Below are 22,555 nucleotides of genomic sequence, written 5' to 3' on the forward strand. Positions count from 1 at the left end.
ATCGGAACGGTGAGGGTCATGGCATCGAAGGAATCCGCAAGCAGCGCCGAACGCCCCGTCGAGCCGCCGTTGCGCGGATGCGTGGTGGTCGACCTCTCCTCCGGGATCGCCGGTGCGTATTGCACCAAACTACTGGCCGACGGCGGCGCGGAGGTGATCAAAGTCGAAGCGCCGGAGGGGGATTTGCTCCGGCGCTGGTCGGCCTCGCACACCGAACTCGCCCCCGGCGCCGACGGCGCGCTGTTCGCTTTCCTGGCCTGTTCGAAGAAGAGTGTGGTGGCCGACCCAGGCGCGCCCGCCGACCTGGAACTCGTCGACGGTCTGCTGGCCTCGGCCGACATCGTGGTGTGGTCCCCGGGGTCGCGGCTCACCGAGCATCCCCGGTTCACCGCCGCCGCGCTGCGGCGCACGCACCGGCACCTGGTGGTCACCGCGATCACCCCCTTCGGTCTCGACGGGCCGTGGCACGATCGCCCGGCCACCGAGTTCACCCTGCAGGCCTGGTCCGGCGGTATCGTCGGGCTCGGCCGGGGTGCGCCGGACCGCGCTCCGGTGCACGTGGGCGGCCGGATCGGTGAGTGGTTCGCCGGCGCCTACGCCTGCGCGGCCACCATGACCTCGCGGCTGCGCACGCTCGGAACCGGTGCCGGCGAACTGGTCGACCTGTCCGTGCTGGAAACCCAGATCCTCGGGCTCACCTATTTCCCGGTCTCGTTCTTCGACGCCCTCGGACGGCCGTTCCGCACGGAACGACGGCGCAGCGTGCCCGGGGTCGCGACCGCCTCCGACGGCTTGGTGGCGGTGGGCTGCGGCACCGCGCAGCAGTGGTTCGACCTGTGCGCGATGGTCGGGCATCCGGAGTGGATCGAGGAAGACCCCAACCCCGCGATCACCCAGCGGGCCAACGAGAAAGCGCCGGAGATCTTCGCCTGGATGGCCGAGCAGCCCGCCGAGGTGATCCGCGACCTGGCGACGGCCTTCCGCATTCCCAACGGTCCCGTGGTCAACGGGGCCGACGCGCCCACCATGGATCATCATGTGGCGCGCAAGTTCTTCACGGTCAATCCCCGGGACGGCTTCGTCCAGCCCGGCCCGCCGTACCGCACCCGGCCCACGCTGCTGCGCGACCCGCAACCCGCTCCCCGGCTCGGTGAGCACACCGAGGAGTACCGAGCCCGGCGCCGCGAGCGCGCGAGCACGGCCCGCGACGGCGTGCCGGATCCGTTGCCGTTCCGCGAACTTCGCGTCCTGGATCTCACGACGTTCTGGGCAGGACCGTCGTGCACCCACTTCCTCGCCATGCTCGGCGCGGAGGTCATCCATGTGGAGTCGGCCGGGCGACCCGACGGCACCCGCCTCATCGCGGGTGTGCCGCCGACCGAAGAGCAATGGTGGGAGAAGTCCCCGATCTTCTCCGGGCTCAACACCGGCAAGAAGAGCCTCACGCTGGACTTCCGTTCCGAGCGAGGGCGGGATCTGCTGAAGCGGCTGGCCGCCACGTGCGATGTGATCGTCGAGAATTACACGCCGCGCGTCCTGGAACAGATCGGCCTGGACTACCCGGCCGTGCGGGAACGGCGGCCGGACACGATCATGGTCCGGATGCCGGGATTCGGCCTCGACGGTCCCTGGCGTGACAATCCCGCCTTCGCGTACGTCATCGAGGACACGTCCGGCTTGACCTGGCTGACCGGTTACCCGGACCAGAACCCCGTGGAGCCCTACTCCATCGGTGATCCCAATGCGGGCGTGCACGCGCTCAACGCCCTGCTGCTCGCCTTGGAACACCGGCGGCGCACCGGTCAGGGAGTGCTGGTGGAGGCCGCTATGGTCGAGGCCGCGCTCAACGTGGCCGCCGAGCAAGTGATCGAATACTCGGCCTACGGCGCGCTGCTGGAACGCGACGGCAACCGCGGCCCCTGCGCGGCGCCACAGAATCTCTATCGAGCGGCGGGAGTGGACGAATTCGGCCGGGAGGATTGCTGGGTGGCGATCGCGGTCGCCACCGACGCGCAGTGGCGGCGATTGCGCGAAGCGCTCGGCACCCCGTTCTGGGCCTTGGATCCCGAACTCTCCTCCGCACCGGGGCGCCGCCGCAGGCACGACCTGATCGACGAGCGGCTCGCCGAATGGTGCGCGCAGCGCGACAGCGACGAGATCGTCCGCGTCCTCTGGAACGCCGGTGTCCCGGTCGCGAAGGTCATGCAGCCGCATCGGCAGACCGAACTGCCACAGCTGCGGTTCCGTGACTTCTTCGAGGCCGTCGCCCACCCCGTCGCCCGGACGGCCGGACACAGCACGGTGCCGTTCCGGTCCTCGGCCGGTCCGCGGCGCTACCACCGGACGCACGCGCCCCTGCTCGGCGAGCACAACACCGAACTGCTCACCGCCCTCGGCGTGAGCGAGACGGAGATCCGCGCGCTGGAGGCCGACGGCGTCATCGGAGGCCTTCCCGCCGTCGCGCGGTGAATGCGGCCATGCTCATGCTGACGCTCGTCGGCGCCCTCGCCCTGGGAGAGCAACCCACCATTCCGCAGCTACTCGGATGCGTCCTCATCCCCCGCAGCGCCTGGACGACCTCCGCGCTCGTCTCCGCACGGCGCGGATGACCCCCACCGTCGCGAAGCGGCTGTGCGCGGCGTGCGGCATCACCGACTGCGAGCCGGAACCGGTACCGCGGGAGCGAACCCGAGTCCCGAGGCAGCCGCGGCCGGCTCGCTGATCTTCGGTCCGGGTCTCCCCTCCATCACCCGGTCGCCCGCGGAAATCCATGTGGTGCACTCGCATCCGCCACGCGCGGCACCGGAAACGGTTCAGGAGGTGAACGCGGGCAACGTTTCCCAGCCGCGGACGGTCGAGGTGGGCGACAGCTTCGCGTTCGCCAGGTCCACCTCCCACTCGGGGAACCGCGCGAGGATCTCCTCGAGCGCGATCCGTCCCTCCAGGCGAGCCAGCGCCGATCCGAGGCAGTAGTGCGTGCCGACGCTGAACGAGAGATGCTGGCGGGTGTCGCGGTGGATGTCGAAGACATCGCCGTCCGGCGGGAATTGCCGGTGGTCCCGGTTGGCCGCGCCGATGAGCATCATCATGGCGCTGCCCTCCGGCACGGTCCGGCCGTGCACCTCGACATCGCGGGTCACATACCGCGCCACATGCGGCGCGGGTGGTTCGAAGCGCAGCAGCTCTTCGATGGCGTTCGGAATCAACCGCGGGTTCGCCACGAGCTCGCGGCGCTGGTCCGGATGCTCCGCGAGAACCTTGCCCGCCCAGCCGATCAGCCGGGTCGTGGTCTCGTTGCCCGCACCGGAGACCACGTTCACGTACGTGAGCAACTCCTCGCGGCGCAGCTTGCGCACGGCGCCGGTCTCGTCCTCGAACTCGACGTCGAGCAGCTCGGTCATGATGTCGTCGGAGGGATGCTCGGCCCGCCAGTCGATGTAGGCGGCGAAGATGTCGCCGCTGGCCATGCCCTCGGAGGCGGCCTTCATCGGCTTGCCCTCCTCGGTCCGCATCTGCTCGTTCGCGAAGTCGCGGATGGCCTCCTGATCCTCCTCCGGGATGCCGAGCAGCATGCCGATGGTGCGCATCGGCATCTGCGCGCCGATGTCGGCGATGAAGTCCAGCCGTCCGGTACCGACGTGCGGATCGAGACTGCGCGCGCAGAACTCACGGATCTTGTCCTCCAGCGCGCGGATCTTGCGCGGGGTGAACATGCGCGAGAGCAGGCTGCGGTGGATGTCGTGGATCGGCGGATCCTCGAAGATCAGCACGCCGGAGGGAATCTCGATGTTCGCTTTGATCAGTTCGATGATCGCACCGCGCGCGGAGCTGTAGGTGTCCTTGTCCAGCAGCGCCGCGTTGACATCCGCGTGGCGACTGACCGCGTAGAAGTCGTGCTTCTCGTTGTAGTACAGCGGCATGTCCTCGCGGAGCCGTTTGAACATCGGATAGGGATCGGCATTGAGATCGACGTCGTACGGATCGTAGTAGACGTCGCTGGCCGCGCTTGTAGTCACAGTGGTTCGCCTCTTCTCTTTTTTGGAGATAACATTCTCAGTGGCCCGTCAGGAAATCTTGCGGCCGAGCGCATTCGGCTCGACGCCCTACCAGCTCACCGGCAGCTCGTACAACCCGTAGGCGAGCCGGTCGTGCTTGAACTGGACTTCCTCGAACGGAATCGCCAAGCGCAGTGTGGGAACGCGCCGGACCAGCGTCCGGAAGACGATCTGCAGTTCGGCCCGGGCGAGCTGCTGCCCGACGCACTGGTGCGGGCCGAAGCCGAACCCCAGGTGCTGACCGGCGGCCCTGCGCAGATCCAGCCGATCCGGCTGCTCCCATGCCTTTTCGTCCCAGTTGGCCGGTGCGAGGTCGAAGATCAGGCCGTCTCCGGCCCGGACGGTCTCCCCCGCGATCTCGATGTCCCCGATCGCGACGCGCCGCTGTCCGTTCTGGATGATGCTGAGGTACCGCAACAGCTCCTCGACCGCGCTGACGACGATCTTCGGATCGTCGGTATCGCGCAGCAGGGCGAACTGATCGAGGTTGCGCATCAGGGCCAGGGCTCCGAGCGAGATCATGTTGGCGCTCGTCTCGTGGCCCGCGATCAGCAGGCCGGTCCCCAGCTGGGCCGCCTCCTTCATATCGATCTCCCCGGCGCGCACCCGCTCCGCGATATCGGAAACCACATCCTCGGCGGGGCTTTCCAGCTTCTTCTTCACCAGATCGACCAGATACCGCGCCAGACCCGCGCGTCCCTCGGCGGCCTGCTCCTTGGTCGCGTACCGGTCGACGTTGACGGTGGCGTGCTTCTGGAAGAACTCGTGGTCCTCGTAGGGCACGCCGAGCATCTCGCTGATCATCAGCGTCGGCACCGGCAGCGCCAGCGCCTCGACCAGGTCGGCGGGCTGCGGCCCGGCCAGCAGCCGGTCTATGTGCTCGTCGGTGATCTGCTGGATGACCGGCCGCAGCGCTTCCACCCGCTTGAAGGTGAACGGCTTGGTGAGCATCCGCCGGTACCGGCTGTGCTCCTCGCCGTCTGTGGTGAACAGCGACTTCGGTCTGCTGTCCACGATCGCCGCCATGCCCTCGTTCCAGTGCGGGAAGCCGGGCCGGTGATCGTCAACGCTGACCCTCGGATCCGACATCAGGGTCTTGAATTCGGCATATCCGGTGACCAGCCAGGGGGTGCTGCCGTCCCAGATGCGGACGCGGTTGAGCGGCTTGCCCCGGCCCAGCCGCAACGCCTCGGGCGGCGGGGCGAACGGGCATCCGGCCGACCTGGGCATGGGATAGTCGGGAACCTCCGTCGCGGCGGTGGTCGTATCGGTCGATGCTTCGGACACTGTTCGCTCCTGGGTGATCGGGTGCGGAAGAACCGCGGGATGCAGGTTCATTCCTCGATGTGGATGGCCATGGCCGGGCAGACCGCCGCGGCCTGGCGCACGTCCTCGGCGAGTTCCTCCGGCGGGTTCTCGTCGAGCAGGACGACGATGCCGTCCTCGTCTCGCTGATCGAACACGTCGGCCGCGTGCATGACGCAATGCCCGGCCGCGACGCATTTGACTTGATCGACAGTCACTTTCATCGGGACCTTCTTCCTACGGGAAGTGAGCGGGGGTCGGGGGCGAGGCGAGCACGGCGTGCGCGTCGGCCACCTGCTGCCGCTGGATCCTGGCCTGCTTGGGCATGTTCCAGCCCAGCACCGCGGTGACGCCATCGCCTCGCTCGAAGCGCGCGACGAATCGGCCGTCGTCCGGGTCGCCGTCGACGATCGTGGCCCGCGCGTCGGCCGTGATCGTCCCGTACACCTGGATCTTGGTGCCGAATTGATCACTCCAGAAATACGGAATCGGCTGATACGCCCGCTCGGCGCCGAGGATGTTCGCCGCAACCACCCCTGCCTGTTCGGTCGCGTTCGTGCGGTTCTCCAACCGGAGGGTCGTCCGCAGCGCGGGATGGTGCCACCGGGCGACGTCGCCGACGGCGTAAACGCCGTCGGCGGCGCGGCAGCACGCATCGCAGACCACACCGTCGGCGAGGGAAAGCCCGCTACCGACCAGCCATTCGGTGGCGGGCACCGCCCCGATCGCGACCACCACCAGGTCCGCGGGCAACGTCTCGGACGTCTCCAGGACGACGCCGGTGACTTCGCCGTCGCGGTCGGTGAGACCGGAGACGCCGACGCCGAGCCGCAGGTGGACTCCGTTGCCGGTGTGCAGATCGGCGAGCAGGTCCCCCGCCGGAACGCCCAGCTGCGCCGCCATCGGGGCGCGCTGCGGACCCGTCATCGTGACGTCGTGGCCGGACTGCCGTGCGGTGGCGGCGATTTCCGCGCCGAGCACACCCTCGCCCACCACGACCACGCGCGCACGGGCCGCCAGGTCGTCGCGCAGCGTGAGCGCGTCGTCGAGCGTGCGCAGTACGTGGACGCCGTGTAGTCCGGGCGGCGCGGGCAGCCTTCGCGGTCGCGCTCCGGTGGCGATCACGATGTTCTCGGCCGTCACCGCGCCGGTCGCCGTGTGCACGGTGCGGGTGGCGGCGTCCAGGGCGAGGGCAGGCGACCCGAGGACGACGTCGATGTCGAGTTCGGCCAGCAGGCGCGGCGCACGCAGGAGAGTGCGCTCGGGCCGCCACGTGCCGGAGAGGATCTGCTTGGACAGCGGCGGGCGATCGTAGGGCAGGTGCGGTTCGGCGCCCAGCAGTGTGATGCGGTCGCGGTACCCGCCCCGCCGCAGCGCCTCCACGGTGGCCAGGCCCGCGGCCGAGGCTCCGACGACGAGGACTCCGGTGCGGCGGGTCATCGCGGGCCCGCCGCGACGGACTGCTCCGCCGGCTTCTTGCGTGGTTTCAGGGGTTTACCCGCGACCGTGCCGCCGTCCACCGGCAACATCGTGCCGGTGACGTACCCCGATCGGTCGCTGCCGAAATACACGGCCACCTCCGCGACATCCTCGGGCGTGCCCTCGCGCGGCAGCGGTCGGTCCGCCGCCATGGACTCGCGCATCGCCTTGGTGAACCGCTCGCCGTGCTCGGCCGACATCGTCGCCGCCGAGGAGGCGAGCAACGAAGTCGGTATGTTGCCGGGCGCGATGCAGTTGACGCGAATGCCGAACCGCGCCAGCTCGATCGCCGCCGATTTGGTGAAGTGCACGACCGCCGCCTTGGACGCCCGGTAGCTCTGCACTCCCCCGCCCGCCTGGATGCCGCCGACCGAGGACACGTTGACGATCGAGCCGCCGCCGTTGTCGGCCATGTGCCGGGCCGCGAAGCGGGTGCCCGCCATGACGCCGAGCAGGTTCACGCCGAGCACCCGGTGGAAGTCGGCGAGATCGTCGTGCAGCAGGCTCCTGTGCATGGTGCCGGAGATGCCCGCGTTGTTGCACATCACATCCAGGCCGCCGAAGGTCCGCACCGCGCGGTCCACGAGCCGCTCGACCTGCGCCGGATCGGCGACGTCGATCTGCTCGAAGATCGCCGCCGCGCCGTAGCCGGCCACCGACGCCGCGCCGCGTTCGGAATCGACGTCGGCGACCACGACGCGGGCGCCTTCGGCGACGAACCGCGCCACGATCGCGCTGCCGATACCCGACGCGCCGCCGGTGACTACGGCGACCTTGCCCGCCAATTCGTCGGTCATGCCATATTTCCTTTCGTCAGCTCACCGAGGAATGCCGGCAGCAGGTCGTTGACGACCTCGGGCTGCTCGATCTGGGGACAGTGCCCCGCATTCGCCACGGCGACGGAACGTCCGTCCGAGATGCGCGCCGCGATGTCCGCCGACCAGCCCGCGGGCAGCAACTTGTCGCAGGCGCCTTCGACGAGGAGGACGGGCACGCGGATGCGCTCGTAGGCCCGCTCACTCGACGGGGCGGGCGGCGCATCCGCCCCCGGACGGCGAAACCGCGCGGCCGCCAACGCCTCCCACGCACCGGGGGCGATGCTCGATTCGTATCGTCTGCGCACATAATCCTCGTCGGCCGGGTACGACTCCGCGTGGAACAGCGCCCGGACGATGGCTCGCATCCCGGACAGCGTGGCGTCGTAGTCGTAGAGCGCTCGCATGTGCTCGTTGCGCTGGATCTCCCCGCCCCCGCAGATCGCCACCAGGCTGCGCATCGGGAGCCTCGGCGCCGTCGAGGTCGCGTCGACGAGCAGGTTGATCGCGCCCATGGAATTGCCGACGAAGTGCGCCGACTCGACGCCGAGGGTCGCGAGGAAGCGTGCGATGTGCCGGATCCGCAGACCGCGGCCGTCGTTGAAGTCGACCACTTTCGCCGACCCGCCGAAGCCGAGCATGTCCGGGGCCAGCACCCGGTAGCGCGGGGCGAGGGCGTCGATGGTGTGCTCCCAGCCCAGTTCCGCGCAGGCGCCGAACTCGCCGCCGTGCAGCAGCACCACCGGTTCGCCCGCTCCCGCTTCCAGGTAGGCGGTTGTGCAGCCGTCCACCACGACGGTTCTGCGCTGCGCGATCACGAGACGCTTCCTATCCGGTCGATGTGCGGCGGTGCGAGAGTCACCGCGCCTCGGTGGCTGTCCGGCAACGGAATTCGTTCGACGATGCGCACCTGCTCCGGTTCGACCGCGGTGTCGACCGCATCGCCGAGCAACCGGACTTCGCGCAACCCGAGTTCCTCGAGAATGTCGAAGGCCGATCGGACGTCGCTGTGGTCGGCGGAATGCGCCTGTGCACAGGGCGTTTGGGCATCCGGTCGGCAAGCGCGCAAGGTCTCCCGCACAGCGGTGCTGCGTGCGCGAATGTAGACGAGCACGCCGCTGCCGGACCGCGCGATGCGATCCAGTGCGTGATCGAGTTCGGCCCGGCATCCGCAGTGCCGGGAGCCGAAGACGTCACCGGCGAGGCATTCGAAGTGCAGGCATACCAGCGGCGCGAGGTCCGCCAACGGATCGCCGTGCACGAACGCGACGTGTTCGCGATCCAGTCCGTCGGTGAATCCGATCGCACGGAACTCCCCCATCGGCAGCGGAATCCGAGCGACGCCGCGTCGGCGCACCCGGCACAGCTCGCGGCGGCGGTAGACGACCAGGTCATCGATCGACACCACCGGCAACCCGTGTTCGCGACCGAGGTCGAGCAGTTCGGTCCGCCCGGCCTGTTCGCCGTCGGCGCCGCAGACCTCGCACAGCACCCCCACGGGCGCCATTCCCGCCAGCTCGACCAAGTCGACCGCGGCCTCCGGGGATGCGGGCACCGACAGCACACCATCGGCGGCGCAGCCGAGCGGGAAGACGTGTCCGGGCCGGGTGAACGTGCTCGGTGTGCTCGCCGGGTCGGCGAGCGCGCGAATCGTGTGGGCGCGGTGGGAGGCACGGACGCCGCCCGCCTCGGTTCCGGCCAGGCCCACCGACGCCCGGAACAGCTCGCGGCCCGGCCCGGTGGAGGTCGGATCGGCCGGCGGTATCCCGAGCACGTCCAGCGCCGCCGAGCGCATCGATACGTGGATGAGCCCGCATCCGATGATGGTCATGGCCTTGGCCGCTTCGGCCGTCATGCGTTGCGCCGCCATCACCAGATCGCCCCGGCACCCACCGTCCGCCTCGCCGAGGACAAGGATCATCCGCCCGTCCCGGAGGGCGGCCGTCGCCTCGGCCACCCTGGTCCGGGCCGCCTGCCGGGGCGGGGTCGTCATGCGCGGGCCCCGCCTGCCGGGGCGAAGGTCAGCACCTGCGTGGCGAGCAGCTCGAGCTGAGCGCTGACCGTCTCGTCGGTCAGCCTGCCCTCGGCATCCCAGATCGGTTCCGCGGAATTGATCGCGACGCCGAGCGGAGTCGGCCACGCCCGCAACGCGTGACCGATCACCCGCAACTGTCCGAGCGTTCCCACGGCGGCCTGCCAGCCGTAGGCGCAGGTGATGCAGCCCCACGGTTTGTTGTCCAGGTACACCGTCGCGTCCCCGCGCAGATCCTCGATGTAGTCGAGGGCGTTCTTCACCAGGCCGGAGACGCCGCCGTGGTAGCCGGGCGAGCCGATCACCACCGCGTCCGCGCCGCGCAGCGCCTCCACCAGTGCGGTCGCCCGCTCGGTGCGGACCGGGTCGTGCGGGTTGTACATCGGCAGGTTGATCTCCTCGCCGCAGAACAGCGCGGTGCGCCCGCCGTGGCGTTCCACCGCCGCCAGGCAGTGCCGCAGCGCTTGCTCCGTCGACGAACCCGCCCGCAACGTGCCGCCGATGCCGACGACGAACGGCCGCCCGTCACCGGCCACCTCGGGGGCGGTCGCACTTCTCGCGCCTGCGGTCATGACCGATACCTCGTGCTTTCCTCTGAAGGTCCCTACTTGATGGCGATCGGATTTATGGGGGATCCGACGGCGCCGATCACGCGCAACGGCGGTGCGATGAGCTGGAATTCGTAGACGCCGTCCGCGGCGCAGTCGGCCGCGAGCGCGGTGAGATCCCAGTACTCGCCGAGCATCAGTCCCATGTCCCGAAGGCAGAGCATGTGCAGCGGCAGGAAGGTGCCGTCCACTCCGGACACCGGGTCCTCGACCATGAGGTTGTCCGCGGCCACGGCCGCGATCTCCCGTTCGTGCAGCCAGGTTGCGCACCGCCAGTCCAGGCCCGAGTACGGTTCCGTGCCGTCGCCCGCCTCGAGGAAGCGAGCCCACCAGCCGGTGCGGATCAGCACGATGTCGCCGCGTCCGACTTCGACGCCCTGTGCCTCGGCGACCTCGTCCAGCTCGTCGGGGGTGATCGGGTCGCCCGCCGCGAGGAAGGTGTCGGCGCCGCGGTGGCGGACCAGATCCAGCAGCACGCCGCGGGTCGTGATGCCCTTGCCGTCGACCTTGTCGATCCCGCAGTGGTACGCGCCCAGACTGGTGACCGAGCTCGCCGGGAAACCGTTGTACAGGTGGTCGTCGTAGTAGACGTGCGACAGCGCATCCCACTGCGTCGCCGCCTGTAGCGGCATGATGATCAGATCGTCGTTGAAGCGGAACGGGTTGTCCTCGAAGAAGCCGCTGAGTTCGCGTCCGACGCTGTTGCGCAACCACTTCGGGCCGTACTCGGTCAAGGTTCGCGCGTCGCCGCCGTCCACCGTCATCACGTGCACCGGGTTGTGCCGGAACTTGAACGCGCCCTGCGGTCCGGACGAGCCGAAGTCGACGCCGAGCGGGAACACCCGTCCGTGCCGTACCAGGCCCGCCGCCTGGGTGACCTTGTCCGGGGTGATGAAATTGAGCGTGCCGAGTTCGTCGGCGGCGCCCCATCGGCCCCAATTGCGCACACCGTCGGCGACACGCCGGAATTCCGTCAGATCGGCCACGCTGCTTCTCCTTTCACGCTGAGTGCCGGTATTCCGGCGGTCATGAGCCCGCGTCCACACCGGCGATCCGGGCGCCCACATTCCCGCCGTCGACCCAGAGCACCTGGCCGGTGACGTAACTCGCCGCCCGGCTGTTGAGGAACAGCAAGGCGGCCGCTTGTTCGGCCGGTTCGCACACCCGGCCCAGCGGCTTGGGAATGGTGTCGAGATACTCCTGGCCGTAGGCCGCGCGCAGTTGCTCCAGGATGGGCGTCTGCGTCACTCCCGGACCCGTGCAATTGATCCGGATGCCGCGCGCCCCCAGGGCGACGGCGTTACGCATCGTGTAGTAGATGATCGCTTCCTTCGACAACCGATAACCGCCGTCGGCCACGGCGTCGGGATGGGCTTCGCACCAGGCGATTCCGGCCTGCATGTCCGCGGTGTCCAGCAGGCCGCCGACCTGCTCGCGGTGCTCGAGATAGCCGGCCGCCGCGAGCGAGGACACGCTCGCGATCGTGGCTCCCGGCGCCATCGACCGCGTCAGCGCATCGGTGAACTGCCGCAGGCCGAGGAAATTGATCGTGACCACGCGGATGGGGTCGCCGATGCCCGAGGAGACGCCCGCGACGTTGAACAGGGAGTCGACGCCGCCGCCTAGCGTGGCGACGGCGCGCTCGATCGACGCGGCGTCGGCCATGTCCACTCGATGGAATTCGTCGAGGTCACCGGCCGGCTCTGCCACGTCCAGACCGGTCACGCGGCCGCCGAGTGCCCTGACCTGACGGGCCACGCAGGCGCCGATCCCGGACGAGCATCCGGTCACGACGACCCGCTTGCCGTCGTAGCGCCACAGCTCATCTGCTCGTTCGACCTCGGGCATCTGCTCTGTCTCCCTCTCGTCCGGGGATCACTGCGCTTCTTCCTTGGCGCGTTGCGCGGCCTGCACCCGGCCCTCGTTGATCTCGGCCATGGCTTCGGGGATCTCGCTGGCGGTGAAGGAGCCGCCCCGGCCGGTGGGCAGGCCGCCGAACGCGTAGTTCTCGTCGAATGCCGGGGAGGCCAACGGCTTACGCCGCGCCTCGACCTTCTCGATGACCGGCTCGAGGCGCTTGGCCTTCGCGGCGACGGCCTTCTCGTCGCGCTCGATGAACTCCGGCAGCACGTGCTTGCCCATGAGTTCGATGGACTCCATGGTGGCCTCGTGGCTGCGCGGGTTCAGCAGCAGGATGATCTCGTCGACGCCGCTCTCCTCGTAGCCGCGCAGGAATTCGCGTACGGTGTCCGGCGATCCGATGGCGCCCCGGCCCGGCCCGTAGGCCAGCGTCTCGTCCTCCTCGACAGCGTCGAGGTAGCGGTCCCACACACCCGTGCGACCGGGGGTGTGCTGGCCGGTCATGTAGTAGTGCATGATCCCGAAGGAGAAGAACCCGCCGCCGAGTCCCAGTCGCTGGAGAGCCTGCTCGTCGGTGGGCGCGACCATCATCGACAGATCGCCGCCGATGGCCAGGATGTTCGGGTTGAGCACGGGCAGCCACGGCTCGGCCTTGTCCTCGAACTCCTGGTAGTACCCGCGGACCCGATCCGCCAGCGGCCCGGGTCCGGTGTAGGCGAAGCTCAGCGCACCCGCGCCCAACCGTGCCGCCATCTGCACCGAGGAAGGCCGGGTACAGGCCACCCACACCGGGGGATGCGCGCGCTGGTGCGGCTTGGGAATCACATTGCGCGCGGGCATCTGGATGTGCTCGCCCTCGAAACCGGTGAACGGCTCCTCGATCATGCAGCGGATGGCGACCTCCAGGGCCTCCTCCCACTGCCCGCGCTTATCGGCGGGATCGATGTCGAATCCGCCGAGTTCGCCCACCGACGACGATTCGCCGGTGCCGAACTCCACCCGTCCATCGGAGATCAGGTCGAGTGTGGCGACCCGTTCGGCGACCCGGGCCGGATGGTTGATCGCCGGAGGCAGATGCATGACGCCGAAACCGAGCCGGATGTTCTCGGTCCGCTGGCTGGCGGCGGCCAGGAAGATCTCCGGCGCGGTGGAATGGCAGTACTCCTCGAGGAAGTGGTGTTCGGTCAGCCAGACGGTGGAGAACCCCGCCTTGTCGGCGGCCTCCACCTCCGCGAGACCTTCCTTGAAGAGCAGTCGCTCGTCGTCCGGCACCCACGGCCGCGGCAGCGCGAATTCGTAGAACAGGGATATCTTCATTTACTTACTTCCTCCGATGGAATCGAATGTCGAGTTGTCGCGGGCGGTTTCGGTGTGGGCCGCCGTCGCGCTACCCGCCAGGTGCTCGACGGCGGCGTAGCCGAACGTCATCGCGGGCCCGATCGTGGCGCCCGCGCCCGCGTAACTGCGGCCCATGACCGCCGCGGAGGTGTTGCCCACGGCGTAGAGACCCGGGATGACGGTGCCGTCGGACCGCAGCACCCGGGCGTGCTCGTCGGTGCGCAGGCCGCCCGAGGTGCCGAGATCGCCGAGGATGATCCGGAACGCGTAGTACGGGGGCTTGCCCAGCGGATACAGGTTGGGGTTGGGCAGGGTGGGGTCGCCGTAGTAGTTGTCGTAGACGCTGTCGCCGCGCTGGAAGTCGTCGTCGTGGCCGTTGCGGGCGAGTTCGTCGAATCGCTTCGCGGTGGCGCGCAGGCGATCCTCGGGCACGCCGATCTTCGCCGCGAGTTCCGTCCAGGAGTTCGCCGCCACGACGACGCCCGAGTCCAGCCAGGCCTGCGGGATCTTCCGGCCGGTCGGCACCGGTGCGAACGGGATCTTCGGCAACGGCAGGTGCCCGGCGACGACGTAGCGGCGCCAGGAGCGCACGTCGGTGATCAGCCAGCTCGGGATGTGCGTGGTACCCGACCGCTGGCCCTCGATCATCGCGTGGCCGAAATCCATGTACGGCGCGGCCTCGTTGATGTACCGCTCGCCCGCGCCGTTGACGATGAACTGGGCAGGCATCATGCGCTCGTTGAGCATGAATTGCAGCCGGCCGTCCGGCCATTGGATGGCCGGGAACCACCACGCCTCGTCCATCAGGTCGGTGGCCGCGCCGACCTGCTGCCCGGCGCGGATGCCGTCGCCCATGGCCTGCGGATTGCCGAAACTCCAGTCCTGGTCCACGACCGGCTGGTGCTCCTTGCGCCAGGCCATGTCGTGATCGAAGCCGCCGGTGGCCAGGATCACGCCGCGTTCGGCCCGGATCCGCGACGGCTGCCCGTCGCGCTCGACCACCGCGCCGACCACGCCGCCCTCGGCTCCGGTGATCAGGGAGGTCATCGGCGCGTTCAGCCAGAGCGGGATGTCGCGCTCCCGCAGTGCGAGCCGCAGCCGGGCCACCAGGGATTGGCCGATGGCGGCGATCCGGTCACCGAACACCCTGGCGCGGAACATCCGCCAGACCAGTTTCACCAGCACGGCTTTGCCGCGCCAGGACTGGCGCACCTGGTAGAACAGCCGCAGATCCTTGGGCCCCAGCCAGATTCCCTTCGGGGCCAAGGCCAGCGGACGCAGCAGGTTCTGCTCTTCGTCGCCGAGCATGCGCAGATCGATCGGCGGCACGTTGATGGTGCTGCCCTGCGCGGAGCCGCCGGGCAGTTCCGGGTAGTAGTCGGCGTAGCCGGGTTTCCACACGAACCGCAGCCACGGACTGCGCTGTTCGAGGAATTCCATCATCCGCGGCGCCTTCGCGACATAGGCCCGCAGGCGAGCGTCGCCGACCAGGCCTTCGGTGATCGCGCGCAGGTACTCCACCACCCCGTCGGGATCGGGTGTGTAGCCGTCGCGCTTCTGCGCCGGGGCGCCGGGCACCCAGATGCCGCCGCCCGACAGCGCGGTCGATCCGCCGTAGTAGGCAGCCTTCTCGACCACCAGGACGGACAGTCCGGACGCCTCGGCCGCCAGCGCGGCGGTCAGCCCGCCGCCGCCGGAGCCGACGATCAGGACATCGACGGCATGGTCGAACTCCGTTGATTCTCCGGTGTTTCCGGACTTCGCGGTGCCGGACACGGGTGCGTCGATCGGTTCGGATGTCACGCTCACCTCCTGGCGGTCGAATCGTTGTCCCGGCCCGCGTCCGCGAGGGCGGTTCGCACGGCGAACCCGGCGATCAGCGCGGGAGCGGATCGGTAGTAGCGCACCGTCGTCCGGTACGGCCCCTGGCTTGCCAGCGCCGCGAAGGCGGCGACCCAGGTGCGCACCTCGTGCGCGGAGTTGCCCGCGGCCTCGGTGATCGCCGCGTTGGCCCAGTCGTCGAACTCGTCGAGCCGCCCGTGGTCGAGGATCTCGAGGAAGCGCCCGTCCCACTCGGGGTTGAGCGGCCGGAGCCCGCCGCGCCCGGCGGCGAATTCGCGGGCGGCTTCGATCACCCTCTCCTGCCGGGTATTTCGCTGCTGCGGGGTCATCTGCCCGCCGTGCACGATCCGCTCCAGCGCGGGTCCGGTGGCCGTGGCCAGCGCGGGCACCGGTGGGTCGTGGGACAGCCCGCCCGAACCCAGCACCAGCACCCGCCTGCCGAGTGTCGCCAGATACGCGCCAACGGCCGCGCCCAGCGCTCTGGCACGATGCAGCGGACCGAGCGGCACGGCCACCGAGTTGACGAAGATCGGGACGACCGGTCGCGCGGTCGCGGCGCCCAGCAGCCGCTGCAGCGGCTGGACCGTCCCGTGATCGACCTCCATCGTCATCGAGACGGCCACGTCGACACCGGCCGCGAGCACCGCCTCGGCCAGCTCGGCCGCCAGGTCGGCGGGGACGTCCAGCGGCCCGGCGTGCGTGCCGTAGTCGCCGACTCCGGTGGCCGCCGTGCCGATGCAGAACGGCGGCATGAGCTTGTAGAAGAACCCGTTGTAGTGGTCGGGCGCGAACACCACGACCAGTTCCGGGTCGAAGTCGCGGACGAACCGCGACGCCTCGTCGAGGGCCGACTCGATGTCCTCGAGCAATTCTCGTTCCGGCCCGGGGAGGTCAAGAAGAGGGCTGTGCGAGACGCAGCACACGGCCAGCGGCATCGTTTCCTCCTCGGAGCAGGTCGAGCGTGTCGAGCAGGGCCGCGCTCAGTTCCGGCGCCTGTTGCGCGATGGACGCCCCCGCCACGCAGCGGTCCGGCCGCAGGAACAGCACCGAGTCGAGCTGGCCGTCGAACCAGCGTTTCAGCGCGCCGGTTCGGTCGCCCACGACGACGACGTCGGGGTCGTCGTGACCGGTCCAGCGCAATTGGGCCGACGGGCGGGCCTCGAAGAACCGCGCTCCCAGGGCTTTCCATCGTTCGAACGCCGTCGCTCCGAGCACATCGCGGGGCCGGTTGTTCCAGCACAGCACGGCGAACCACGGTCCGAGCACCTCGTCGAGCAGGACGTCGGTGCGGTCTCTGGTGTCCACCCGGGGCTGCACGAACAGGGTGCCGACCGAGGACTTCGGCGAACGGGACCAGTCGTGCACCACCGCCCCGCGCTCGTAGCGTGGCATCGGCTTGAACCGCATGCCCAGCACATAGCGTTTCACCGGGGGAATCGCGGCCGCGGCGCGAACAAGCGCGTCGCGGACCGCCGCCACTTTGCGATCGGTCGGCGAGATCACCCGGCCGACCATCGTCGAAAGATCGATCATCGCCCTGGCGTGCTTGCGGCGCTCCAGGTCGTAGCTGTCGAGCAGGGCGTCGCCCGCCTGCCCCCGGACGACAGCGGCGAGTTTCCAGCCGAGGTTGGCCGCGTCCCTGATCCCGCTGTTGTAACCCTGCCCCTGCCACACCGGCATCAGGTGCGCGGCGTCGCCTGCCAGCAGCAGGCGGCCGCGCCGGAAGGCGCCCGCGATCCGGGAATGGTGCGTGTAGACCCGGCGCCGGATGACCTCGAGCCGCTCGGGATGCGGGACGAACGGCGCGACCATCCGCGCCACGAACGCCGGATCCTCGGCCAGTTCGTCGGGTTCGTCGTCGTGGATCATGAACTCGAAGCGCCGGATGCCGTGCGCGATCGACACCGACACGTTCGGCCGCGCCGGATCGGCGGCGACCTCGATGTTGGGATGCCCCAGCGGATCCGAGGCGAGATCGACCACCAGCCAGCGCGTCGGCGAGGTGGTGCCCTCGAACGAGACCCCCATCTGCCGCCGGGTGGCGCTGCGCCCGCCGTCGCAGCCCACCACGTATCGCGCGGTCACGGTGGAGGGCCCGCTGTCGGTGGCGAGTTCGACCGTCACCCGCCCGCCGGCCTCCGCGCACGAGACCATGGCCGTCCCCCAGGCCACCTCGACGTGCGGGTAACGGGCCAGCCCGGCGAGCAGCTCGGCGTCGACCAGCGGCTGGACGAACCCGTTGCGTTTCGGCCAGCCGAATTGCTCGTCGGTGGGGGCGATCTCGGCGAGCAGCCTGCGCCGGGCGTCGACGAACCGCATGATCTGGTTCGGGGTGGTGTGCGGCAGAACGCGGTCGGCCAACCCGATCGCCTGGAACGTCCGCAGCGATTCGTCGTCCAGGCCGACGCCGCGCGGGTAGTCGATGAGGCTCGGGCGTTCCTCGACCACCCGGGCGCGCACACCGTACATCCCGAGCATGTTGGCCAGCGTCAAGCCGACCGGGCCCGCACCCACGACGAGCACGTCGACGTCGGGGGCGGTGGAGATCCTCCGCTCGGCCATGGTCAGCCGCCCAGCAAAAAGTCGAGGTGCAGGGCGTTGAAGGTCTCGGCGTCCTCGTACTGCGGCCAGTGCCCGCAACCCGGCAGGACTTCGAAGCGCGCACCGGGGATCATCGACGCGATCCGCCTGCCCTCACCGACGTCTGCGGTGGGGTCGTCACTGGTCCACAGCACGAGGGTCGGCGCGGTGATCCGGCCGTAGTCACCGGGCCCCAGCAGGTTTCGCCGCCGGATCTCCGGGTCCTGCAAGGCCATGATGTCGCGCATGGCGGCGGCGAAGCCCGGTTGCCGGTAGATGCGCTGCCTGCTGGCGACCACGTCGTCGTAGTCCTTCGATTTGTCGGCCATCAGCCACTTGATCCTGGCCTGCACCGTCTCCCAGGTGGGGTCGGTGGCCGCCGCCATCGACAGCGTGACGATGCGGCGCATGACCTCCGGGTCGGCCTGGGACCCGCCCGCGGTGTTGAGCACCAAGCGGTCGACACGCTCGGGATGATCGATCGCCACGCGGGCGGCCACCCAGCCGCCCAGCGACTCGCCGCTGACGCAGGCGCGGCGCGCGCCCACCGCGTCGAGGAATCCGATGACGTGCTCGACGTAGTGCGAGATCTCCAGCGGATGCCCGGGTTTGCCGGTGTAGCCGTGCCCCAGCATGTCGATCGACCACGTCGAGAAGTGCACGGCGTGGGACTCCAGATTGCGGACGTAGGCTTCGGCGTGCCCCCCGGACCCGTGCAGCAGGACGAGAGCCGGGCAGGTCGGATCGCCCGCGTGTAGGTAGCGGGTCCGGACGCCGCCGACGTCCAGGTATCCCTGGGTGAAGGGGACGCCTTGGAGATCGCTCCAGATGCTCTCGTATTCCGGCAACTCGTTATCCTCCGTAGAACCAGGCCTGTTCGCCATCGCGGCGGGGCAGGCGCGATGCCTCTCGCTCTGTGCTCAGATCTCGACCGATTTCCCGGTCGCCGCGGCGTATCCGGCGCGAAAGCCCCACACCATCCCGGGGCCGATGGTTCCGCCCGCTCCGCCGTAGGCCCGGCCGGTCACCCCGGCCATCGCGTTGCCCGCGGCGAACAGCCCGGGGATGACCGTCCCGCTGACGTGCCGCACGCGTCCGTCCCGGTCGGTGCGTGGGCCGCCTTTGGTTCCCATCGCCCCGACGGTGACGGGCACGGCGTAGTAGGGAGCGGTATCGATCGGACCGAGGGTGCGGCCGGCGACGGTGGCGGCGCGCTCGTCGCCCCACCAGCCGTCGTAGGCGCTCGAGCCGCGCCCGAAGTCGGGGTCGACCTCGGCGGCGACATGACGATTCCACGCGGACACGGTCGCGGCGAGACCGTCCGGGTCTATACCGGTCTTCTTCCCGAGCTCGGCGAGATCCGCGGATTCGCAGAACCATTCGGGGACCGGATCGCCGGGCGCGATACCGAGGAAGCCGTAGCGTCGCAGATGGACGGCGTCGAAGACGATCCAGCCGGGATCGTTGACGTAGCCGCCCTTGGGATCGAGATAGTGGAACGCGCCTGCCATCGAGTTGTACTCCGACGCCTCGTTGACGAACCGCCTGCCCGCGCGATTGACCATGATGCTGCGCGGGCGCGTCCGTTCGAGGCGCACACTGCGGCTGCGCGGCTTGCCCTCGATGGTGTCGCCGGGAATCCGGACGATCGGCACCCACCACGCCTCGCTCATCGTGCCGAGGTCCGCGCCGTGCGCCATCGCCATGCGCAGCCCGTCTCCGGTGTTGTTCGGCGGCGACACGGCGCCGTGCATCGGGCCGCGCAGGAAGGAGCGGATCAGGGTCGGGTCCCATTCGAATCCGCCGGTCGCCAGGACGACACCGCTGCGCGCCCGGATCGTCGATTCGCCCGCGGCCGTGACGATCCGGACACCGGTGACAGCGCCGTCCTCGGCGATCAACTCCGTGGCCCTTGCCCCGGTTCGTGGGATCACTCCGGCGTCGAGCACGCCGGCGAGCAAGCCCGCGACGAGCGCGGTTCCGGCTACGCAGAGGTCGGCCGACTCGTCGGCGACCGTGGCGTGCAGCCGTGCGCGCGTCTCGGCGTCGAATCCGACGTTGCTCCAGTCCGCCGGGAAGGCGGTGATGCGGTCGCGCCACACTCCGAGCCGGGCCAGGTCGAAGGCGACCGGACTCAGCGAGCGGCCGCCGCCGGGCCTGCCGCCGGGCAGTTCCGGTTTGTAGTCCGGGAAGCCGTCGGCGATCTCGAAGCGCACACCGCTGTGCGCCTCGACGAAGTCGACCATCGCCGCACCGGTGCGCACGAAGACCTCGACCAGCTCGTCGTCCATCGAGTCCAGCGATTGGGCGTGCAGGTAACTCAGCGCGTCGGCCACGCTCAGCGGTCCGTCGGCGCAGCGGTCGTGGGCGGGAATCCACGCGATGCCGCCCGACACCGCGCTCGTCCCGCCGACGGTCGCCGCCTTCTCGAAGACCGCCACCGACGCGCCGTGCACCGCCGCACCGAGGGCGGCGGTCAGGCCGGCGGCGCCGGTCCCGAGGACCACGACGTCGACCTCGGCGTCCGCCGTGCTGGCGGACCGTTCCTGCTGCTGCGAAGGCACTGCGGCGACTTCCTTTCGGCTGCACGGGTGAGCCTCTGGCGCGCCGGACCCGCTCGTTGGAGCCGGACTCGGCGGGCGCTTCGGGGCCCCTACCGAGCCGACGGATTCGAAGTCGAGACCGCGCGGGCGCCCGGATCGGATCGGCACGGTCGACTCCGAGCCGGGGCCCGGAGGACTGCGTGTGGGGGAACCGCGAATCCGCCGGGCGGATGCTTCGAGCGACCTGCGGGCGATCGAAGTAGCGAGACCTCCATTTGCAACTGAGAAGAATGGTATTCTCATCTCGCGGATGTGGCAATCCCCGCCCGGACGAGATGTTTCTGCACCTTGCCGCTCGCCGTCCGCGGATAGTCCTCGACCTCGAACAACCGCTCTGGCCACTTCTGGCGCGCGATGCCCGCGGCGGCGAAGTGCGCGCGCACCTCCTCCGCGGACGGCAGCACGCGCCCCGGCCGGATGCGCAGCACGGCGCCGACCGTCTCACCGAAGCGCTCGTCCGGCACGGCCACGACCACCGCTTCGGCGACCGCGGGCAGTTCGGCGAGCACCTCCTCCACTTCCAGCGCGCTGATGTTCTCGCCACCGCGGATGATCACGTCGGATTTGCGGTCGGTGACCGTGAGGCAGCCGTCCGCGCCGAGCACGCCGATGTCACCGGTGTGATACCAGCCGTCCGCGTCGAAGGCGCGGACGGTGAGCAGGTCATCGGTGTAGCCGAGGCACAGATCGGGTCCGCGGCTGAGGATTTCGCCGTCCTCGGCCAGCCGGATCTCCACACCCGGCATCGGCCTGCCGTCGGTGTAGAGCCGTTCCTCCTCGGGCGCTGTGTACCGCGACCCGGTGATCGACGGATGCTCGGTACTGCCGTAGGCGCGGAACGGGACGAGGCCGAGATCGGCGAGCCTGCGGGTCACCGAGACCGGGACAGCGGATCCGCCGAGTCCGACATATCGGACGTGCCGCAGATGCTCGGGGGTGAAGTCCGGGTGGTCGAGCAAGCTGGTGACGAAGTAGGGCGGACCGCCCCCGATCGAGATGCCGTCGCTGCGCATCAGCGCCAGCGCGCGGCCCGGGTCCCAGACGTCGGCCAGGTGCACCGGCTTGGCGTGCAACACCGGAATCAGGAAGGCGCCGACCATGCCGATGAAGTGCCCCACCGGGGTGGCCGTGAGCTGCTTGCCCCGATCCGACGCGGTCCGCTCGGCGAGCTGCCTTGCTTCACAACCCAGTGTCTGATGACTGTGCACGACGCCCTTCGGCGCGCTGGTGGTTCCCGAGGTGAAGGCGATCAACGCGGGACTCGACGGATCCACGGCGGCCACCCCCGCCATGGGCTCGTCGGCGAGCAGGTGATCGAAGTCGATCTCCACCAGCCCGACCAGCGGAACCCCGGCGCTCACGTCTGGGTCGAAACTCAGCCTGCCGAACCGGTGGGCCGTGATGAACACGGCGGGCCGGACGACCTCGAGGATGTGCCCGACTTCCTTGCGGCCGTAGAAGTGGACGATCGGCACCACCACCGTCCCGAGGATCGCGGAGGCCCAGAAGGTCGCGGCGGCCTCCATCCAGTTCGGCAACTGGAACGCGATCGCGTCACCCGGACCGACGCCACGTGCCCGCAGACCCGCCGCGAGCCTGCGGGCGACGCGTTCGACATCGGCGAAAGTGCCCGACCACGGGCGGACATCGGAATGCACCCGGAACTCGGTGCCGGGGGCGGCGGCGAGACCACGGACCAGCAGCTCGCCCAGCGTCTCCCGGCGCCACCAGCCTTCCCGCTCATAGCGGACTCGCAATTCCTCGGGAACCGTTCGCATCTCGGCACTCTCACTCACTTCTCGGGACCGGCGCCGTCGTGCGCGGCCGTTCGGTATCGGCGGGCAACGACCCGGCACGGCCGGCATCGGCCGATGCGTCCGGACGAACCGCTTCCCGCCATTACGGAAACAATATTCTCCAAAAACGAGATCAATTCATCCGATCATGCGTCGGCAGCGCTGCCTCAGGCGTCCGACTGATCCACCGAGCCACACCCGGATGCCGCCTGAGCAGGTGAAATCCGCTGAATAGGCGCGGC

General features: G+C 69.7%; 19 protein-coding genes. 2 read left to right on the forward strand and 17 right to left on the reverse strand.

Features of this window, described 5'->3' with window-relative positions:
* Window positions 1-18: 18 nt before the first annotated feature.
* A complete protein-coding gene (locus NG1_RS17390) occupies window positions 19-2,469 on the forward strand; it encodes a CaiB/BaiF CoA transferase family protein (RefSeq protein ID WP_062972087.1) in 2,451 nt (816 codons plus the stop codon).
* Window positions 2,470-2,477: 8 nt separating this feature from the next.
* Window positions 2,478-2,609 (forward strand): hypothetical protein, encoded by a 132-nt coding sequence (locus NG1_RS38850; protein ID WP_281218232.1) that lies wholly within the window; start codon window positions 2,478-2,480, stop codon window positions 2,607-2,609.
* A gap of 204 nt (window positions 2,610-2,813) precedes the next feature.
* Here the strand turns inward: NG1_RS38850 and NG1_RS17395 are convergent, their stop codons facing one another.
* From NG1_RS17395 to NG1_RS17475, 17 genes are all read right to left on the reverse strand, one after another.
* On the reverse strand, window positions 2,814-4,016 hold the full coding sequence (locus NG1_RS17395; protein ID WP_062972089.1) for a cytochrome P450: 1,203 nt from the start codon (window positions 4,014-4,016) through the stop codon (window positions 2,814-2,816).
* Window positions 4,017-4,103: 87 nt separating this feature from the next.
* On the reverse strand, window positions 4,104-5,285 hold the full coding sequence (locus NG1_RS17400) for a cytochrome P450 (RefSeq protein ID WP_245659942.1): 1,182 nt from the start codon (window positions 5,283-5,285) through the stop codon (window positions 4,104-4,106).
* Window positions 5,286-5,389: 104 nt separating this feature from the next.
* On the reverse strand, window positions 5,390-5,584 hold the full coding sequence (locus tag NG1_RS17405) for a ferredoxin (protein WP_062972091.1): 195 nt from the start codon (window positions 5,582-5,584) through the stop codon (window positions 5,390-5,392).
* A 13-nt stretch (window positions 5,585-5,597) separates the two neighbouring features.
* Window positions 5,598-6,800, reverse strand: coding sequence for an NAD(P)/FAD-dependent oxidoreductase (locus tag NG1_RS17410; protein WP_062972092.1), 1,203 nt, complete (start codon window positions 6,798-6,800; stop codon window positions 5,598-5,600).
* Window positions 6,797-7,636: an SDR family NAD(P)-dependent oxidoreductase gene (locus NG1_RS17415; protein WP_062972095.1), complete on the reverse strand. Its 840-nt coding sequence runs from the start codon at window positions 7,634-7,636 to the stop codon at window positions 6,797-6,799. The genes NG1_RS17410 and NG1_RS17415 overlap by 4 nt, the downstream gene beginning before the upstream one ends.
* On the reverse strand, window positions 7,633-8,469 hold the full coding sequence (locus NG1_RS17420; RefSeq protein WP_373686168.1) for an alpha/beta fold hydrolase: 837 nt from the start codon (window positions 8,467-8,469) through the stop codon (window positions 7,633-7,635). Before NG1_RS17420 ends, NG1_RS17415 begins: the two co-directional genes overlap by 4 nt.
* A complete protein-coding gene (locus tag NG1_RS17425; RefSeq protein WP_062972098.1) occupies window positions 8,469-9,647 on the reverse strand; it encodes a 3,4-dihydroxy-2-butanone-4-phosphate synthase in 1,179 nt (392 codons plus the stop codon). The genes NG1_RS17420 and NG1_RS17425 overlap by 1 nt, the downstream gene beginning before the upstream one ends.
* Window positions 9,644-10,258, reverse strand: a complete 615-nt coding sequence (locus NG1_RS17430) for an NADPH-dependent FMN reductase (protein ID WP_051174726.1) — start codon at window positions 10,256-10,258, stop codon at window positions 9,644-9,646. The genes NG1_RS17425 and NG1_RS17430 overlap by 4 nt, the downstream gene beginning before the upstream one ends.
* Window positions 10,259-10,290: 32 nt before the next feature.
* Window positions 10,291-11,280 carry a cyclase family protein gene (locus NG1_RS17435; protein WP_062972100.1) on the reverse strand — a complete coding sequence of 330 codons (990 nt, stop codon included), beginning with the start codon at window positions 11,278-11,280 and terminating at the stop codon, window positions 10,291-10,293.
* A 40-nt stretch (window positions 11,281-11,320) separates the two neighbouring features.
* Complete coding sequence (locus tag NG1_RS17440) at window positions 11,321-12,142, reverse strand: coniferyl-alcohol dehydrogenase (RefSeq protein WP_062972101.1); 822 nt, start codon at window positions 12,140-12,142, stop codon at window positions 11,321-11,323.
* A gap of 27 nt (window positions 12,143-12,169) precedes the next feature.
* The gene (locus NG1_RS17445) at window positions 12,170-13,471 is read right to left on the reverse strand and encodes an LLM class flavin-dependent oxidoreductase (protein ID WP_062972102.1); all 1,302 of its coding nucleotides are present in this window, start codon (window positions 13,469-13,471) and stop codon (window positions 12,170-12,172) included.
* Window positions 13,472-15,268 (reverse strand): FAD-binding protein, encoded by a 1,797-nt coding sequence (locus NG1_RS17450; protein WP_062972217.1) that lies wholly within the window; start codon window positions 15,266-15,268, stop codon window positions 13,472-13,474.
* 29 nt (window positions 15,269-15,297) lie between these two features.
* Window positions 15,298-16,269, reverse strand: coding sequence for a 3-carboxyethylcatechol 2,3-dioxygenase (locus NG1_RS17455; RefSeq protein ID WP_062972103.1), 972 nt, complete (start codon window positions 16,267-16,269; stop codon window positions 15,298-15,300).
* Window positions 16,226-17,896: a bifunctional 3-(3-hydroxy-phenyl)propionate/3-hydroxycinnamic acid hydroxylase gene (locus tag NG1_RS17460; RefSeq protein ID WP_062972104.1), complete on the reverse strand. Its 1,671-nt coding sequence runs from the start codon at window positions 17,894-17,896 to the stop codon at window positions 16,226-16,228. The genes NG1_RS17455 and NG1_RS17460 overlap by 44 nt, the downstream gene beginning before the upstream one ends.
* A gap of 2 nt (window positions 17,897-17,898) precedes the next feature.
* On the reverse strand, window positions 17,899-18,762 hold the full coding sequence (locus NG1_RS17465) for an alpha/beta fold hydrolase (RefSeq protein ID WP_062972105.1): 864 nt from the start codon (window positions 18,760-18,762) through the stop codon (window positions 17,899-17,901).
* Window positions 18,763-18,834: 72 nt separating this feature from the next.
* Window positions 18,835-20,478: an FAD-dependent oxidoreductase gene (locus NG1_RS17470; protein ID WP_062972107.1), complete on the reverse strand. Its 1,644-nt coding sequence runs from the start codon at window positions 20,476-20,478 to the stop codon at window positions 18,835-18,837.
* 278 nt (window positions 20,479-20,756) lie between these two features.
* Window positions 20,757-22,295 carry an AMP-binding protein gene (locus NG1_RS17475; protein WP_062972221.1) on the reverse strand — a complete coding sequence of 513 codons (1,539 nt, stop codon included), beginning with the start codon at window positions 22,293-22,295 and terminating at the stop codon, window positions 20,757-20,759.
* Window positions 22,296-22,555: the final 260 nt, after the last annotated feature.

This window comes from Nocardia gamkensis NBRC 108242 (genome assembly GCF_001612985.1).
Taxonomy (GTDB): Bacteria; Actinomycetota; Actinomycetes; order Mycobacteriales; family Mycobacteriaceae; genus Nocardia; species Nocardia gamkensis.

Coding starts and splice junctions, on each gene's coding strand:
- NG1_RS17460 (WP_062972104.1), bottom strand. CDS start 17,896: ATGGCCGAGCGGAGGATCTCCACCGCCCCCGACGTCGACGTGCTCGTC.
- NG1_RS17390 (WP_062972087.1), top strand. CDS start 19: ATGGCATCGAAGGAATCCGCAAGCAGCGCCGAACGCCCCGTCGAGCCG.
- NG1_RS17405 (WP_062972091.1), bottom strand. CDS start 5,584: ATGAAAGTGACTGTCGATCAAGTCAAATGCGTCGCGGCCGGGCATTGC.
- NG1_RS17430 (WP_051174726.1), bottom strand. CDS start 10,258: ATGACCGCAGGCGCGAGAAGTGCGACCGCCCCCGAGGTGGCCGGTGAC.
- NG1_RS38850 (WP_281218232.1), top strand. CDS start 2,478: ATGCTCATGCTGACGCTCGTCGGCGCCCTCGCCCTGGGAGAGCAACCC.
- NG1_RS17415 (WP_062972095.1), bottom strand. CDS start 7,636: ATGACCGACGAATTGGCGGGCAAGGTCGCCGTAGTCACCGGCGGCGCG.
- NG1_RS17425 (WP_062972098.1), bottom strand. CDS start 9,647: ATGACGACCCCGCCCCGGCAGGCGGCCCGGACCAGGGTGGCCGAGGCG.
- NG1_RS17440 (WP_062972101.1), bottom strand. CDS start 12,142: ATGCCCGAGGTCGAACGAGCAGATGAGCTGTGGCGCTACGACGGCAAG.
- NG1_RS17445 (WP_062972102.1), bottom strand. CDS start 13,471: ATGAAGATATCCCTGTTCTACGAATTCGCGCTGCCGCGGCCGTGGGTG.
- NG1_RS17410 (WP_062972092.1), bottom strand. CDS start 6,800: ATGACCCGCCGCACCGGAGTCCTCGTCGTCGGAGCCTCGGCCGCGGGC.
- NG1_RS17455 (WP_062972103.1), bottom strand. CDS start 16,269: ATGCCGCTGGCCGTGTGCTGCGTCTCGCACAGCCCTCTTCTTGACCTC.
- NG1_RS17475 (WP_062972221.1), bottom strand. CDS start 22,295: ATGCGAACGGTTCCCGAGGAATTGCGAGTCCGCTATGAGCGGGAAGGC.
- NG1_RS17400 (WP_245659942.1), bottom strand. CDS start 5,285: ATGCCCAGGTCGGCCGGATGCCCGTTCGCCCCGCCGCCCGAGGCGTTG.